This window comes from Streptomyces sp. NPDC104226 (assembly GCF_055584085.1).
Window position 1 is genome coordinate 193,176 of record NZ_JBVJMS010000014.1, and the last position, 15,123, is coordinate 208,298.

Annotated in this window: 12 protein-coding genes; all 12 read right to left on the reverse strand. The window is 74.8% G+C overall.

The genetic code is table 11. The annotated features are described in order from the left end of the window. Positions 1-3: 3 nt before the first annotated feature. Positions 4-2,535 carry a GTPase-associated protein 1-related protein gene (locus ACZ60J_RS35375; protein WP_469688276.1) on the reverse strand — a complete coding sequence of 844 codons (2,532 nt, stop codon included), beginning with the start codon at positions 2,533-2,535 and terminating at the stop codon, positions 4-6. Beyond that, positions 2,532-3,722, reverse strand: a complete 1,191-nt coding sequence (locus ACZ60J_RS35380) for a TRAFAC clade GTPase domain-containing protein (RefSeq protein WP_469688277.1) — start codon at positions 3,720-3,722, stop codon at positions 2,532-2,534. The genes ACZ60J_RS35375 and ACZ60J_RS35380 overlap by 4 nt, the downstream gene beginning before the upstream one ends. Further along, on the reverse strand, positions 3,722-5,800 hold the full coding sequence (locus ACZ60J_RS35385) for an Hsp70 family protein (RefSeq protein WP_469688278.1): 2,079 nt from the start codon (positions 5,798-5,800) through the stop codon (positions 3,722-3,724). The genes ACZ60J_RS35380 and ACZ60J_RS35385 overlap by 1 nt, the downstream gene beginning before the upstream one ends. Then, positions 5,797-7,983: an AAA family ATPase gene (locus tag ACZ60J_RS35390; RefSeq protein WP_469688279.1), complete on the reverse strand. Its 2,187-nt coding sequence runs from the start codon at positions 7,981-7,983 to the stop codon at positions 5,797-5,799. The genes ACZ60J_RS35385 and ACZ60J_RS35390 overlap by 4 nt, the downstream gene beginning before the upstream one ends. Continuing rightward, positions 7,980-9,437 (reverse strand): hypothetical protein, encoded by a 1,458-nt coding sequence (locus ACZ60J_RS35395; protein ID WP_469688280.1) that lies wholly within the window; start codon positions 9,435-9,437, stop codon positions 7,980-7,982. The genes ACZ60J_RS35390 and ACZ60J_RS35395 overlap by 4 nt, the downstream gene beginning before the upstream one ends. Further along, positions 9,434-10,084 carry a 4Fe-4S single cluster domain-containing protein gene (locus ACZ60J_RS35400; RefSeq protein ID WP_469688281.1) on the reverse strand — a complete coding sequence of 217 codons (651 nt, stop codon included), beginning with the start codon at positions 10,082-10,084 and terminating at the stop codon, positions 9,434-9,436. Before ACZ60J_RS35400 ends, ACZ60J_RS35395 begins: the two co-directional genes overlap by 4 nt. Continuing rightward, positions 10,072-11,214 carry a protein kinase domain-containing protein gene (locus ACZ60J_RS35405; RefSeq protein ID WP_469688325.1) on the reverse strand — a complete coding sequence of 381 codons (1,143 nt, stop codon included), beginning with the start codon at positions 11,212-11,214 and terminating at the stop codon, positions 10,072-10,074. The genes ACZ60J_RS35400 and ACZ60J_RS35405 overlap by 13 nt, the downstream gene beginning before the upstream one ends. Positions 11,215-11,216: 2 nt before the next feature. Further along, positions 11,217-12,059 (reverse strand): protein phosphatase 2C domain-containing protein, encoded by an 843-nt coding sequence (locus ACZ60J_RS35410; RefSeq protein WP_469688282.1) that lies wholly within the window; start codon positions 12,057-12,059, stop codon positions 11,217-11,219. Then, complete coding sequence (locus ACZ60J_RS35415) at positions 12,056-12,826, reverse strand: vWA domain-containing protein (protein ID WP_469688283.1); 771 nt, start codon at positions 12,824-12,826, stop codon at positions 12,056-12,058. Before ACZ60J_RS35415 ends, ACZ60J_RS35410 begins: the two co-directional genes overlap by 4 nt. Continuing rightward, positions 12,819-13,049 carry a hypothetical protein gene (locus ACZ60J_RS35420; protein WP_469688284.1) on the reverse strand — a complete coding sequence of 77 codons (231 nt, stop codon included), beginning with the start codon at positions 13,047-13,049 and terminating at the stop codon, positions 12,819-12,821. Before ACZ60J_RS35420 ends, ACZ60J_RS35415 begins: the two co-directional genes overlap by 8 nt. 137 nt (positions 13,050-13,186) lie before the next feature. Further along, positions 13,187-14,371, reverse strand: coding sequence for a macro domain-containing protein (locus ACZ60J_RS35425; RefSeq protein ID WP_469688285.1), 1,185 nt, complete (start codon positions 14,369-14,371; stop codon positions 13,187-13,189). Between the two features lie 74 nt (positions 14,372-14,445). Next, positions 14,446-15,117 carry an RES family NAD+ phosphorylase gene (locus ACZ60J_RS35430; protein ID WP_469688286.1) on the reverse strand — a complete coding sequence of 224 codons (672 nt, stop codon included), beginning with the start codon at positions 15,115-15,117 and terminating at the stop codon, positions 14,446-14,448. Positions 15,118-15,123: the final 6 nt, after the last annotated feature.

A 15,123-nucleotide genomic window follows, 5' to 3' on the forward strand; every position in this document is an offset into this window, starting at 1 on the left:
GCATCACTGTCCCTTCTTCTTCCGGGGCTCCTCGGAACTCTTCTTCCGGGACGCGTCGGCTTTCCCCGCGTCGGGCGCCGAAGGCGCGGACGCCCTCGGGCCGGGAGGATCCGCGGCTTCGGGCTCGGTGTGGCGGCCGAAGGGCCAGACCCTGCGCGGCCGGCGCTGCGGGCTGCTGCGCCGGGCCTCGGCGTACTCGGCGTACTGGTCGGCGAGTCCGGGCTGGTGGGGCCGTACCGCGGCCTCCAGCCGTGCCAGGTCGGCCAGCCGCCAGTGGGTGGCGGGACGGGCGCGGATCGCCGTCACGAGCTCCAGCTGGGCCTGGGTGCGCAGGTTCCGCCGCGTCAGGGTGGCGGCGGTGGCCACGTGGCTGAGCAGGGCGTCGCCGATCCCTTCGCCGCCGCCCGTGACCCTGCGGTGCACGTCCGACAGGTAGCGGTCCAGGTCGCGGTCGCTCAGCTCCTTCAGCCGGCCGTGCAGCCGCGCGGTGTCGGCGGGCAGCCACAGCATGGCGGGCACCAGGCACAGGTTCGTGAGCGCGAGCGTCGCGGACCACCGGAGCTTCGGTGGGACGTCGAAGGCCGCGAGGAGTTCCGTGGCCTCGACGGCCTCACTGAGCGCCCTGTTCAGATCGAGGGCGCTGCGTACGCGCTCCCCCACGTCCGCGGGCAGCCAGGCGAAGCGTCCCGGCTCGGCGAGCAGCCCGCACAGGCGCAGACAGGCCGTCAGCGACTCCACTTCCTGGATGTCCTGGCCCAGCGCGCGGCGGAACCATGCGCCGACCGCCTCGTCCACCGGTTCCCCTGCGGGCAGCAGCCTGGCGATCCAGGCCGCTTCCTCGTGGGACCAGGTCCGCGAAGGGCGCCAGAGGGCGCTCACCAGCTCCTCGTCGGGCGACGTGCGCCCCCGGATCTTCAGGATCTTGAACATGATCGGAACCGTGTCCGAGGGCATCCGCTCGGCCCTGGCCCGCAGGTAGTGCTCCAGGACCAGGGGGCGCTCCGCCAGGTCGGCTTCACGCAGGAGGTTGGCGGGGAACAGCGACATCAACTGCTCCTGGCCGGAGCGTCCCTCCAACACCTCCTGCACCGCCGAGGCCAGGGACTCGCGCATCACCGGCAGGACGCGCAGCAGTTCGGACACCTCGTCGAGCAGGTCGTCGGCACTCGAAGCGAGCAGCGCGTGGGCCAGGCCCAGGGTCTCCCGCTCCTCGGCCTCCCGTGTCAGGGAGAGCCGGGCGCCGACGGCCCAGAGCAGCAGGCGGGTCCGCTCGCGGGGGGTCCGCGCCTCCGCCGCGAACCGCTCCCACAGGGCGGTGGCCCGCTCGCGCGTCGCCGGGTCCTCGATCGGCACCGGCGGGGCGGCGTTCCGGGCGGAGCGGAGGTAGGCCCGCATCCGCGACGCGTGCAGCTTCCCCTCGATCTCCCGGTGGACACCGATGTCGCCTCCGGCCTTCGCGGCCGCGCTCAGCTTGGCCAGCCGGCCGTCGTCGAGGTTGCGGTGCTTGCGGTGGATGTCGTCCGCGACGGTCGCCCCGAGTGCGCCCAGGTGGTCGGCCCCGGCCAGCCAGTCGACCACCGCGTGGGCGTCGGCCTCGGTGAGCGCGATGCCGCCCGCGCACGCCGCCGCGGCGACGGGGGCGTGCCAGTCGTCCGGCGTCTCCTCCCCGCCCCGCGCGTAGTCGGCCGTCCAGGACCAGACGAGCCGGACGGATTCGACCCCGATCCGGGTGAGGAGGCGGACCAGGTCGCCGACCGGCACCTCCGGGAACACGCCCCGCGAGAAGTCGAAGACCGTGTAGGCCGCTTCGTCGTCCGTGCCGAAGGCGAGCTGCGCCTCCGGCACGGTGCCGATCAGGTGCAGCCGGCTCCGGGCCGGGCGGAAGACGTAGGTGGCGAAGGAGAGCCCGCGGGCGAGCGGGGGCGGCAGCAGGTAGGAGACGGCGGCGAACCAGCGCGCGATCCGTTCGGTGTCGCGGTCGACCACCACCACCGAGCCGTGTTCGGTGAGCGCGGCGAACACGGCGGCCAGCAGCTGGGGCAGCCGGGCCGCGTGGGGATGCCCGCGCAGGAACTCGGCCACGGCCCGGACACCGAGCGGTCCGGGCTCGGGCGCCGCGAGCGCCGGAATCTCCGTGGCAGGGGCCACCGTACGGGTCCACACGGGCGAGTTCCACAGCTCGATCCCGAGCATCCCGCCCGAGGCCTCCCGGAAGTCCTCGCTGTGCAGGGCGTGGGCGAAGTAGTTGCCGAAGCGGCGGGCCGAGTCGCGGCCCACGTACCGCACGCACAGCGCGGTGGCGCGGCGCCCGTCCCGGTCGTAGGGCCGGTAGCAGAGGTTGACCGGGCAGCGCTCCAGCAGCTCCGGCGTGTCCGACTCCACCAGGGAGCGGGGCGGCTCGTACCCGGCCAGGGCTTCCACGGCCTGCCGGGTGCCGGCGGTGACGCCCGGGCTGACGGCGTTGAACTGGAAGCCGGAGAACCCGCTGAGCCCGTGCTCGCAGGAGGTGTAGTAGAGCTGCTGGAAGTGCTTCATCCCCGGCCCGCCTTCGGCACCGAGCCGAACTCGCTCAGGAGCCACAGCAGGGGGTCGGCCACCCGGTACGGCTGGATGCCGGTGGGGGCGACCCGGGCATCGGTGGTGGGGTGGCGGCCGAGCGCGGAGACTCCGAAGTACCGATAGCGGGAGTAGTGGTTGTCCAGCAGGTGGTCGATCGGCACGCCGTCCCAGTCCTTGAGGAGCCGGCGCACCTCCTCGTGGACGTTGAGGCTGTCGCCGACGTCGAAGCGGTCACGGGCGGGCGCGTGGTCGCGCAGCGGACTGCCGGCATCGAGCAGGTGCCAGAAGGCGTCCATCTTCGAGAAGACGACGGCGATCGGGATGTCTATCTTCTGGGCGGCGCGGCCGGAGTGGCGGGACAGCAGCAGGTTCGTCACCCGGGAGAGGACGCTGATGGGTGGGTCGAGCCCCTCGCTGCCCGGCAGCGGGGTGCCGGGCAGGGCGTTGTCGCGGGCGCCCGGCATCTGCAGCGGGTCGAGCAGCAGCACGATGCCGTCGGCTCCGGCCAGATAGCGGGTGTTGAGTTCCACGTTCTCCCGCGAGTTGAAGTCCTCGCCGGCCGTGTCGAAGAAGGACAGGACGGTGTGCTGCGGACGTTCGCCGAGCAGCGTGCGCCGGCGCAGGCCGAAGCGGAAGACCAGCGGGTCCACCCGGTTGAGGTTGGTGGAGGCCGTCTGGGTGCCGGGGAACATCTGGTTGTCGCGGTAGAGGCGGTCCTCGTAGTCGGAGCTGAAGCGCCGCATCGTCTCGTCGTCCGAGCCCATCAGGGCCGCGCCGAAGGCCTCTCCGACCCGGTTGCGCATCTCGTGGAGCAGCACCGTCATGTAGACGGTCTTGCCGGACGCCTTCGGACCGACCATGGCGATCAGGCGGTTGTCCATCATGCCGAACTGGACGGGCAGTTCGGAGTGGCAGACCGGGCAGATCCGGTAGGTGGTCTCTCCGTCGCAGTCCGGGCAGACGGCCGTGGGCTTGCGACCGTCCGCGGCGAAGTCCGGTCCGAGGTCGTGGCTGCGGCGCGGCCCCTTCCGCTGGTCGAGCACCTGGTCGCGGCGCCGCTCGCACTGCTTTCCCGTCCGGGTCAGCCGGCTGTGGCAGCGGAACCGGATCTCGCGCGGGGCGAAGTTCTCGTAGCAGTAGGGGCAGATGAGGCGTTTGGCCATCAGGTGACTCGCAGTCTGTGCAGCGCCGTCGGGCGGATGTCGATACCGAAGTCGGTGCCCGCGTCCGCGTGCGCCGGGAAACAGACCAGCCAGGACGGGCCGCGCGTGGCGGGCAGCGGGAACTCCACGGTCAGGGGGGTGGCTGCGGACAGCCGCTGGGCGGGCACCTCGTGCAGGACGGTGCCCTCGGCGGTGCTGGTGGGGCGGAAGCGGCCGAGGCTGTGGACGATGCGCAGACCCGGCAGGTCGCAGCCGTCCTCGGTGGTGAAGGTCACCGAGGCCACCCGGCCCGTGAGGCGGCGGCGCACGCTCGGCTCGTACGAGACGACCGTCGGGGCGGCCGGGACCAGCAACGAGGAGGCTCCCTCGCAGTCCTGGCCCAGATCCGCGACCAGGGCCTCCACGGTGAGCGTGACGGCCCCGTTGCCGACGGCCAGGTCGAAGCCGCCGTCGTGCTCGTACACCCGGCGACGGCACACGGTGTCCCCCGCGGCCGCGGCGGTCCCGGAGGTGTTCCCCTCCCGGCGCCAGCGCACCCGAGCGCTCAGGGCCCCCTCCGGCCACGCCCACAGCACGAGGAGGTGGTCCCCGCGCCGGACGTACTGGAGCTGGCCCACCGGGACCGCGTACCGGGGCCGCGGATCGGCGGGAGACCACGGCGGGTCCTCAGCCACGCTGTCGTACGGGTCGCCGGGTGGTGGGGGCGGGGAGCCGTACGAGGGCTCGGGCGCAGGCTCGGGCTCGGGTTGGTGAGCGCTCGGCGGGGGCGGTGGCTCCGGAGGGCCGGGGGCGTCGGTGGGGCCGGGTCCGGCCGTCGGGGGCTCGGCGTACGGGGCCTGCGCGGACTCGGCGGGTGCGGACTCGGCGGGTGCGGACTCGGCCTGCGCGTACGGGGCCTGCGCGGCATCGGCCTGCGCCGGCCCGGCGGCTTCGGGCTCGGGGGCTGCGAAGCCGCCCTCCGACCCGGCAGGGCCGCCGCCGCCCTGCCGCGGGGCGGGCTCGGGGTCCTCCACCGGGGGGCGCCCGCTGCGGGGCTCCGGGTCCGCCTGCGCCGCGCCGGCGGGTTCGGGGTCCAGGAGGGTGTCCACGGAGTCGGGGCCGCCCGGGTGCCAGGTGTTCCCGCCGGCGCGGCCGGTCTCCGTACGCGGGTAACCAGAGTCCCGGCCGGTGTACGCGCCTTCCGCCCGTCCCGGCCTCCCGGCGGATCCGGTGACCACGCGCAGCACTCCGAAGTCCCGCAGCGCCGACAGCCCGAGCACGACGGCGAGTTCGGGACGGTCGCAGCGCACCGTCAGGCCCTGCGCGGCCGGGAGGGCCTCGATCCCGGCCGGCAGCCCGGGCTCGGCGCCCATCCCGCCGGCCAGCAGCACCGTGTCCACGGCCGGTTCCGCCGTGGCGAGCTGGTCCGCGACGGCGGCGAGCAGACGCTGCCGCAGGGGCGCCACCGCCCGCTCGAACCGGCTCCGGTCCAGGGTCACCGCGTGCAGGCCGCCCGCGGCGTCCTCCACGGCCTCGGTGACGGCGTCCGATGCGCCGAGCGCCCGTCGCAGGACCTCGGCCGCGCCGAGCGGGTCCACGCCGTCCGGCAGCCCGCCGGCGAGTTCGGCGGCGATCGCCGCGTCCCAGTCGTCGCCGCCGAGCCGGAGGCTGAGGCAGCGGACCACGTGCACGGTGAGGTCGGGGGCGACGGCCAGGACGCTCAGGTCCAGGGTGGTCGCCCCCTGGTCGCAGACCAGGACCGTGTGGTCCACGCCCTGCGCGACGGCCCCGTAGTGCAGGGCCACGGCCACGGGCTCCGGTACGACGCGTCCGACCGCGAGCCCGCAGCGCTCCGCCGCGTACCGCAGCTCGTCCTCCCGCCCGCCCGACACGGGGAGTCCGAGAGCGGCCGTACGGTCCCCTTCCGCCCCGTGGGCCCCCTCTCCCGGCGGGGCGGATCCGATCAGCAGGGGCAGGGCCCCGACCGGGTCGAGGACGCCGTCCGCACCGGTGAGCCGGGTCGTGGTCACCTCGGGCAGGCCGTCGGGGCCCACCCGCGCGACCCGCCCGAAGCGGTGTCCCAGGTCGATGGCGATCATGACCGTACGCTCCCTTCGCCCGCGAACGGCCCCGCACCGTCGGCAGTGACCCACGGCCGGCCGTCGGCCCCGAGGCCGACCCGGATCCGGCTGCCCGGCTCCGGACGGTTCACCAGCAGATGGCCGACGACGGCCGAGCGCACCCGTTCCAGTTCGTTGCGGATCTGGCGCCCGCCGTACGCCTGGTTCCCGGGGTCCGACATCCGCTCCGTGATCCACGGGTGCAGGGTGTCCGTGTCGGGAACGAGCTCCACGCGGTGGCGTTCGCGGACCGACTCGGCGAGCTCCGCGAGCAGCCGGTCGGCGATCCTGGCGACGTGCTCGGGGCGCAGCATGTCGAAGACGACGACGCCCGGCTTGAGCCGGCCGTAGATCTCCGGCCTGCCGATCTGCCGGAACTTCTCCTCCACGGCGCGGGTGAAGTGCGCCTCCAGCAGGGCGTACGGGAGCGGGTCGCGCTCCTCCAGCAGGCTCCGGATCCGGTCCGCGCCCGTGTTGGAGGTGAAGATGATCAGGCACTGGGAGAAGTACGCGGTCTGGCCGCGGCCGTCGGTGAGCCGGCCGTCCTCCAGGATCTGCAGGAACTTGTCCAGCACCTTGGGGTGCGCCTTCTCGATCTCGTCGAAGAGCAGCACGCTGAACGGCCGTTCCTGCACGCGCCGGGTCAGCTCGCCCCCCTGCTCGTGGCCGATGTAGCCGGGCGGCGCGCCGGCCAGGCGTTCGGCGGCGTGCTCCTGCTGGTACTCGCTCATGTCGAAGCGGGCGTAGGCGCTCTGATCACCGAACATCAACTCGGCCACGGCCTTCGCCAGTTCAGTCTTGCCGACGCCCGTCGGTCCGACGAAGAAGAAGGCGCCCCGGGGGCGAGCGGTCCCCGAACTTCCGAAGTCGACTCCCACGAAGGCGGATTGGAGTGCCGAGGCCACGGCGTTCACGGCGCCGCTCTGGCCGACCACCCGGGCGCCGAGGACCCCGGCAGCGCCCGCGACGGTCTCCCGGTCGAGCTGCGTCCACGGGTCGACGCTCACGTTCAGCCGGTGCAGTTCCAGCAGCTTGTCCGGTTTCCCCAAGGGTGCGTTGCGCATCCACGAGGTCCTGGCGAGGGAGTCGATCTCCCAGCCCGGCATGCCGTCGGTGGCTCCCACGAGGGCTTCGAGATCGGCGCGCGAGGCCTCGTGCGCCCCGTTGAAGGTGCGGAGCAGCCAGGTGAGCCACAGCCGCCGCTCGCTGGGGTCGGGCGGGCCGATGTGGAGTGCGGCGACCCTCGGATCCTCCAGGTGGAACCAGCCGGGCAGCCGCCCGACGTCGCCCACCGCGCACAGCACCGCGTTGCGCGCGTGCGGGGCCGGGCCCGCGGCGGAGCGTGGGGTCACGGCGTCCGTCATCGCGGCGCGCAGCATCAGGTAGCCCAGGTGCGATTCGGGCCGGCCGGGCGGCAGGTGGTGATCGACGTCCTCGAAGACGAAGGCGACCGCCGCGTCGGGCAGGGCCACCAGGCGGTGCACGGTGGCGACGACGTCCTCGAAGGAGCGGGGCCGGCCCGACTGCCGCGGCGCCAGCAGGCGTTCGCGGCCCCGGTCCCGCTCGTCTCCGCGCCGGGCGCGGGCGGTCGCGTCCGGCGCGCCGTCGAGCGGTGCCTCCGCGTGCCCGCGCCCCGGTGACGGCCGCGCTCCCGCCGGGTCCTGGGGCGTTCCGGCCGCGGCGGCCCCGCCGACGGTGGCAGCCCCGCCCGCGGTGCCGGAACCGCCCGGGGTGCCGGAACCGCCCGGGTCGGCAGCCCCGCCCGCGGTGCCAGGTCCGACCGGGGTCCGCGTGCGCTCGGAGGACCGCCCCTCGCGCAGCTCGTCGAAGCGCTCGGCGTGGCCGTCCAGCGGAAAGGTGAGCCCGCCCACCGGATCCCACCAGCCGACCACCTCGGCGCCGCGCGCTTCGAGCAGACCGGCGACCACCTCGCGGAAGGAGGCCGGCCGGTCGGCGAACCACCAGCGGTCCCTGATCTGACCGTTGAGGATCACCTGGCGCCCACGCCTCAGCTCCCAGTCGAGGGAGACCGCCCACAGCGGCATCATGCCGTCCGCGACCACCGGTTGCCCGTCCCCGGCCGGCCGGCCCGCCCGCTCCGTACCCGCGGGGCGTCCCGCGCCGCCGGCATCGTCCAGCTTCACCCACTCGACGGAGTTCACCCGGTCCAATTCCACTCCTCCGCGTGCGGCGCCGGCTCCGCGTCCGGCAGCGTCTTGCCCCGCGAGCCCGGCGGCTTGCCCTGCCAGGTGAGTTCCCCGGGAAGGAAGCCGTCCCCTACGACGATGGCCTCGTGCACCCGCAGCAGGAGGTCCTCGGTGCGGTCGCACACCGCGACCTCCGGATCCGGGCGGAGGGTGACATCGGGCTCGCCGTCGACCTGGTAGACGAGGACGGGGGCGCCGCCGCCGTCCGTGGTGATCGTGGTCTGGTACGTGGCCCCGGTCGGGCGCTCGAAGCTGAGCAGCAGCTCTCCGGCCTGCTCCGCTCCCCCGGTGAAGGCGAAGCCCTCGCCGATCATGGCGTCCTGCAGCGCCTGGGCGAGGTCCATCCGGCGCGCGTACGCCAACTGCAGCTCGTCCAGCCGGGCTTCGGCATCGACGAGCGCGCCCTCCAGCGCCTCGACCGCGGCCAGCGCCTCCGCCGGCGCCCCCGCCGCGAGCGGGCTGGTGACGGCGGTCAGCGCCGTCTCGATGCGCTCGGCGAGCTCGGGGGCGCCGAGCTCCCGGGCCTCGGCCGCCGCCTCTCCCACGGACTGCCGTACGACGCCGAGCCGGTCGGTGGCCTCCGCGAGGACCGCCGCCACGCGCTCCTGCTCGGCCTCCAGCGCGGCCTGCCGTGCCGCCTCCTGCTCGTACTCGTGCTCCTGCGCCCGCAGTTGCTCCTCGCGGGCCCGCTCCGCCCGACGGCGCTCCCCGGCGGCCCGCTCCCCGACGGTCGCGGCATGCCGGGCGAGTGCGTGCTCCGCGGTGCCGAGCAGCGCCTGGAACCGCGTCTGCGCCCCGGGACCGGCCGTCGCGCGCAACTCGGCGAGCAGGTCGAGGCAGCGCCGGTGTCCCTCGGGGTCGCCCTCACGGGCTTGCGGCCCGATCCCGGCGAGCCGTTCCTCCAGCCCGGCCAGCACGGCACCGTGGTCGGCGCTCCGGCCCGAAGCCTCCGCCCCCTCGGCGAGCAGGACGACCCGGCCGCGCAGTTCCTCGATGTCCCGGCCGGTGTCCTCGCCCCGCTCCACGCGGCTCCGGAGCTGGTCCAGGCGCTCGCGCAGCACGCGTACGCCGGAGTCCTCGGCGCGGGCCCGGGCCAGCAGTTGACGTACCTCGGCCAGCCGGCGCGCGTCGGCGTCGCTCTGCTCGCGCCGCACCCCGGCGGCGTGGGCCTCCCGCTGCTCGGACCGGCGCCGGGCGAGCTCCGCCTCCCGGCGCCCGGCCTCCGCCCTGGCCCGCTCCCGGCGGGCGGCGAGTTCCCGGGCCCGCTGGGCGGCGCGCTCGGCCCGTTCCCGGGCACGCTGCGCCTCCAGCCGCCGACGGGCGGCCTCCCGGGCACGGCGCCTTTCCGCCTCGATCCGCGCGTAGGCCGGCGCGACCGACACGATGCTGTACTTCGGTGATCCGCTCATGCTTCCCTCCGTTCCTCGGCGCGCAGGACGAAGCCCCGTGCCGCGAGTCGTTCCTCGAGCCCTTCACGGAAGCCGGGAGTCGGCGGCACCCCGGCCCAGGACAGTGATCCGTCGGCTTCCAGGGACAGTTCGACGCCCGCGCTGTGGTCGGGCTCGGTCCCCAGGTCCGCGTAGCGGCCGGTGAGCGCGATGAGGCGCTGGTTGGCGGAGCCCCGCCAGCGCAGCCCGTGCTGCCGGGACTCCACGTAGGGGCCGTCGACGAGCAGGTCCAGGCGGCGCAGCAGCGCCTGCCGGTCGGGGCCGCCCCGGCGCAGGGCCTCGTAGCGGAATCCGGAGTAGGCCATCGCGCCGAGCTCGGGGCGCCGCGCGCGGACGGCGTCGAGCAGCGAGGCCAGCCCGGCCGCCTGGCTGAAGGGTTCGCCGCCGGAGAGGGTGACGCCTTCGATGTCGGGCAACCCGCAGAGCCAGTCGGCGAGTTCCTCCACGGTGTGGACGGTGCCCCCTTCGAAGGGCAGCGTCTCCGCGGCCACGCAGCCCCGGCACCGCAGCGGGCAGCCCTGCACCCAGATCACGGCTCTGACCCCCGGGCCGAGGACGGTGCAGCGGTCGAGCCGCCGCGCCACCGAGAGCCTGGTCACCTCTGCCACAACGCCCCCTCCGGCCTCTTCACGCCCTTGCCGTCGTTCACGCCCTTGCCGCCCTCCGTCTCCGCCCGCGCCGCCCCGCCCGTACGCGGCTTCGGGTCCGGCTCCGGCCCCGGATAGCCGTCGGCCCCGCGTTCGGCCAGGTCGCACCAGGGGCACCAGGGCCGCTCGGCCGTGTGCACGTGCAGGGCGTTCCTCCGGCAGGTCCTGAGCCGCGCGGGGTCCGACTCCGCCGCCAACGCCTCGCTCCAGACCGCGGCGGAGGGCCGGATCCCGCCGAACGCGGCCCGGAAGAGCGCGGTGAGCCGGCGCGGGAGCAGGTCGAGGGGCGGCGCGGAGCGGGGCAGGTACACCGAGGTCCGGTCGAGCAGCCGGCACCGGCCGTGCAGGACGTTGTCGTCGTACGAGAGGTAGTCGCCGCCTCCCGAGGGATGGCCGGCGAACGGGTGGAGTCCGCACATCAGCAACTGGTGGACGAGGACGGCGAGGACGAACTCGTCGGAGGCCCGGTCCGGTGCGGTGCCGGCCGGTGCGCCGATCCGTTCGGGCGCGGTGTGGCCCGGGCTTCCCATCCGCCCGGGGAACGTCTCGCCCCCGTCCGTGAACTGCCAGGAGTCCACGTCCGCGATGCCGACCCTGCCCTGCGGGTCCACCCAGAGGTTGTCCGGCTTCAGGTCGCCCACCACGTAGTCCTCGGCGTGCAGGTCCGCGAGGAGGCGGGCGAGCGAGAGGGCCGCCGCCAGCGCGGTGGCCCACGTCGCGCGGGGCAGCAGCACCTGGCGGGCCTGCGGGGTGAGCAGGTGCGCGAACGGCTGGTGGGCGTGGCGCATGTCGGTCATCACGTACCCGTCCACGCCGTCGCCGCCCGGCCCGCCGGCCCGGACCCCGGCCATCGGCCAGGCGACCCGCGCGGGTGTTCCCGAGAGCAGCCGGACGGAACGCGGCTGACGGCGCTGCCGGACCAGCCGGGCGATGCGACGCCGGTAGGCGGAGGGGTCGGGCGGGTCGAGGACGAGTTTGGCCACCAGGGGGCGTGCGTCGTCCACGGCGAAGACGACCCCTTCCGAGCCGCTGCCGATCTGCTGTGTGAGGTGCCATGTGCGTCCGCTGTCGGACACCACCGTGAGGGCCATCGTCACCTGCCGTCCGTGAGGGCGCAGAGCACCGTCAGGTCGTCGCCGGTCCGTGCCGCCCCGGGCCCGGAGAGCAGGGCGCGCAGGGGGGTGGCGTCACCGCCGTTGGCGCGGAGCGTGGCCGCGAGGCCGCAGAAGAACCGCTCGGAGGGCAACGGTCCCGCTTCGGGCGGGAGTTGCCGCACGGAGGGGTGGTCGAGCGTCAGGGCCGCACAGCCGTCGGTGGCGAGCACGACCCCGCTCAGCCGCGGCTCCCACACCACGAAGGTCCGTAAGCGCAGGGCGGCTCCGGGCGACGAGAGGAAGACCGTCTCCGGTGCGCCCGGGGCCGGCGGCGGCAGGACCAGATGGCACCGCTCGCGCTCCTCGCGGCCCGGTCCGGGCCCGTCGGGGTCCCGGGTCAGTACCGTCCCGAAGCAGTCGCCGACGGAGAGGAACGCCACCCAGGGCGGCCGGACGACGGCCGCCGCCAGCGTGGCGGCCAGCGCCCCGGCGTCCACCGGCTCCGAGGGCCCGGCCACCGCCTCCGAGGGCGCGGCCACGGCCGACAGCACGGCCTCCACGGCACGCCGGTAGTCCCCCAGAATCCTGGCGCCGGCCGCGGCGATCCACCCGGTCCACGCCTCCGGAGCATCCACCGCCCCGGGAACGTCCTCGGCCAGGATCCGGCAGGCGGCGTCCACGGCGAGGTGCGCGCCGAGCGCGCTGCGCTCCCTGCCCCCGGCGCCGTCCGCGACGGCCAGCACCGCCGTCCCGTCCCACTGGACCGCCTTGAAGGCGTCCTGGCAGCCCTGTCCGCGGGCCAGGTGCGCGGTGCCCTGGACCGCGGCCCCCGCGACGATCACCGGTACCGCTCGTCGAGCAGGCGCAGGCGCCGTTGGCGCTCCACCAGGTCGGCCACCTGTCCGTGGATCTCGTCGGCGGCCTGGACCGCCCCGATCCGGTCCGAGCTCTGGAACAGCAGATCGAGGATCTGCCCGAAGTCCAGGCCCTCCAGCATCAGCGCCCCCTTGGGCGCGAGGACCCGCAGCAGCTCCAGGTCGGCGCCGCTCACACCGATCGCCTGGAGCACGCATTCACCCCGCTCCTCGCCGCGCCGCACCTTCTCCGCCGTACCGGCCAGGGCCGCGGGGTCCATCGGCTCCCCGTCGGCGTCGCTCGGGGCTCCGTCCGTCAGCACCCACAGGAACGGCCTGCGCACCTGGACCCGTTGCTGCTGCAGCGTCCGGTGGCGCGCCCGGCCCAGGTCGAGCGCGATCTCGACGGCCTCCGTCATCCGGGTGAGTCCGGACGCCTCCAGCCGCGGCGGACGCATCCGGTCCACCGGTACGAAGAGCCGGTCGGGCACGGCTTCCCCGACCGGAACCAGCTGCTCCCGGTCCGGGTCGAAGACGCGGACCCGGGAGTCGAAGGTGATCAGGCATACCTCGACCCGCGCACGCAGCCTCGGCTCCGCCCGCACCCCGTCGAACCAGCTGGTCAGGGCGCGGCTGAGCTCGTCGATCCGGGGACTCCCGGCCGGGCGCCCCATGGAGGCCGAGGTGTCGAGGAGCAGCACGACGGGCTGCCGTTCGTCGTTGCCCTGCGCCAGTCCGAAGCCGTACTCACTCATCCCCCCACACCCCACCCTGGTCCGTCCGGGCCGCCTCTCGGGCGACGCGCAGCTGCCGCGAGGCCTCGTACGTCACGACCACCTCCGCGCCCGGCGCCGCTCCCGGGAGCTCCGGGAGCATGCGCAGCAGCACTCCTTCGACCAGGACGTACGCGTCGGGATCGGGCCAGGTGATCACCCGGCCGGTTGCCCCGTGCCCCCACTCTTCCATCCCACCGCTCATGCGCCCACGCTAGGTGACAGATCGTCAACTATGGTCGTGACAAAGAAGATTACCCAGGCCATGATCCCCTCGCACCCCCCTTGTGCGGCCCCGGTGCGCCCCTCGTACGCACCGGGGCGCCCCTCCATTGCACCGGGTCAGCCGGTCGGCCTCTGGTCGTGCGCCGGGCGGATTCCGGCGGCGATGCGCTCCACCACCGCGGCGGCCTGCGGGGTGCGCACCACGAAGTGCACGTCCCAGCGCGCCCCGCGCGCCAGCTCCGCCTCGACCGCCGCCCACACGGCCCCCAGGCTGACCTCGTAGGACAGTCCGCCGCGGCCGGAGCCGATCAGCGGGAAGCACACCGAGCGCAGCGGCGGCACGTGCCGGTCGCGCTCCTCGGCCAGCAGGGCCAGGACCCGGGACGCCGCCCGGGTGACGTCGGCGGGCAGCACGTCGTAGTCGTTGGTGCCGGCCCGGGGCACGGCGATCGCCGCGTGGTAGATGCGCCGTACGCCCTGCGCCGCCAGCGCGCCCGCTCCGGTGGCCGCCACCGTGCCGGGCCGCACCGCACGTCCCGTGGTGCCGTGCCGCTCCGCCCACCTGCGCAGCTCCGTGGGCAGCGGGTCGTCCAGGAGCTCGCCGGTCATCCCGTGCACCGCGGCCGCCCGCCGCAGCGATGCGGCGATGGACGATTTGTAGGCCTCGGGCAGCGCGAAGTGGACGTTGGACGGGGAGACGACCACGTCCACGTCGCGCAGCAGGTCCACGGGGTGCACGTGCACCGTGAGCCCGACGGTCCGGCCGGCCGCCCGGACCTGCACGGACCGGTGGGTGCCCGCCCCGCCCGCGTCCACCGGGCCCGCCGGTACGCCCTGTCCTCCCGGTTCTCCCTGCCCTCCCGGTCGACCCTGTCCTCCCGGTCCGCCGTACGCGGCCGCGGCCGCCTCCGCGTCCGCCGCCAGCCGCACGATCTGCTCGGCGACCTGGTCCAGGACCATCACCTCCTGGTCCTTGCGGAACCGCTCGACGCTCACCCCGTAGACCGAGGCCGCCCGGGCGCGGCGGGAGGACGCCGGCCAGTCCCGGGTTCCCTGGGCCAGGCCCAGGGTGTACTCGGCCGCGGTGCGCAGCGTCCCCGCGTCCAGGCGGGCCACCGCGTTCCGCAACAACGCCTCGATCGGCGCCCCCGACGGACGTGCACCCGCAGCGCCGGACGCGACCGCCGTCGCCGCCGCCTCCAGGCCGGGCAGCGCACGCCCCCGCAGCCGGATCAGCCCCGCGCGCCTGACCTCCTTCAGTTCGGCGAGAAGTGACGCGTAATCAGAAAGAGGTAAGGCCATGGCCTCACGATGACATCACCCTTCACAGCCGGACAAGCCGCGGGCGGACGCCCGACCGGCCTCCGTACGCGGAGTCACCACCCCAGGGGCTCCGACACCTCCGCCCACAACGGGTCGAGGAGCCGGTTGACTTCCTTGAGGCCCGCCGGTGATCCGAGGTCCTCCACACCCCGGTCCGGCAGCACTTCCAGGGCCCGGCCGTGGCGGTCGTCGAAGCGGTCGTGGAAGAGCACCACGGCGTTCTCGGGCCGGTTGCGGCGGGACTGCCACACGAGCCCCGTGGCGTCGGGAGCCTGGGCCCGGATCTCGCTCGCCCAGCGCCGCGCCTTCGCATAGCTCCGTTCGTCGTCCAGGAGCTCGGCGTTCCGGCGTACGGCCGCGAGGTCGGCCTCCCCGATCAGGGAGACCACGGTCAGTGCGCACGTGGTGCGCAGCACGCTCAACGACCGGCCCTGGACCAGGGCGTAGGGGATCACCCGCTTCTCGCCCGTCCAGGGCACGGAGCGCAGCACGCTCTCCGCGACGGCCGTCAGCGCGCTGTCGGCCAGGTACAGGCTCTGGTACGGGTCCAGCACGGTGCCTTCGAAGCGGCCGCCCGCGAAGTGGATGTCCGCCAGGGTGGGATTGAACTGGGTGGGCCGGTACTTGGCCTTGTGCACCCGCCACAGTTCCGTGCCGGCCGGGATCACCTTGAAGTTGGGGTGCAGTTCCTCCTTGATCATGGGGAACAGCCTGATCATCGGCATGGAGTT